A 1,126-nucleotide genomic window follows, 5' to 3' on the forward strand; every position below is an offset into this window, starting at 1 on the left:
TTCGTGAAGCGGGAAACACGCTGGACTTAAGTCGTCTTGGCTTAAAAATGGATGATTTGAACCCACTGACGCTGGGCGAAGGCAAAAAGAAAGTGGTGGTCTTTGTTGATCCCCGGTGTCCGCATTGCCATGAGCTTTTGAAACAAGCTTTACCGTTAACCAAAGAATACACCTTCCAAATACTCCCTGTGCCAGTGCTTGGTCCTGATTCAGAGCGTCAGGTTCGCCAGCTTGGCTGTGCGCGTGACAAAAAAGCGGCCACCGATGCATTGCTGAATGGCCGGATTGGTAACCTAGAACAGGATGATGCCTGCAACTTAGAACCAATGCAGCGTACTTTGGTGACGGCTCAAATCCTGGGCATTCAAGGTGTGCCTTTCATTGTCGCCAATGATGGTCGCATCAGCCGAGGCCGTCCTTATGATCTTTCTGCTTGGTTGGAGGGGCGTTAATGAAAGCCTCTTTGTATTCAGGGCAACGCGCTTCTGAGCTGTTGCCAGTATTGGCCTATTCCGACGATGAGCAACTGTTTTTCATGGAAGACCAGAGTGTTGGCTTTGGTTTTCTATGTGACCCATTGCCCGGTGGTGATGAGTCTGTTGCAGACAGGGTTAATGTTCTACTCAACAACGACTGGCCAAAAGACACTTTGCTGCAATTTGGCCTGTACGCCTCGCCTGATATTCAAACCGACATTCAGCGAATGATGGGCTTACGGCATCGTCAATCCGATCCATTGCTCAGGGCGTCTATTCGCAAACGTGCGGATTTCCTCGATGGGGGCACGGTTCAACCGATAGAAGAATCGACCCAGACTCAGGTACGCAACTTTCAACTGATCGTCACCTGCAAATTGCCTTTGGAAAATCCTATACCGACGGAGCGTGAGTTGAGTAGAGCATCCGCGCTTCGGGCTTCTTTCTCTCAAGCGCTGGCAACGGTTGGTTTTCGCGTTGCTGAGATGACTGACCGAAACTGGCTCGCGGCATTAAGTGCGCAGCTTAACTGGGGAAAAGATGCTTCCTGGCGTAATCCATCACCAATCCGCAGTGAGGCAGATAAGCCACTTCGAGAGCAAGTGTTGGATTATGACCGGGCTATCAAAGTGGATAGCCAAGGTCTGATG

Annotated in this window: 2 protein-coding genes; both read left to right on the top strand. The window is 50.5% G+C overall.

All coding sequences use genetic code 11. The features are described 5' to 3' along the window. A partial coding sequence (locus tag R8N49_RS25045) for a DsbC family protein (RefSeq protein ID WP_225478674.1) occupies positions 1-452 on the top strand: 452 nt, incomplete at its 5' end. Continuing rightward, positions 452-1,126: conjugal transfer protein TraC (locus tag R8N49_RS25050; RefSeq protein WP_318190201.1), on the top strand; the 675-nt coding region annotated here is incomplete at its 3' end. The genes R8N49_RS25045 and R8N49_RS25050, both read left to right, overlap by 1 nt.

Source organism: Vibrio sp. 1978 (genome assembly GCF_033344345.1).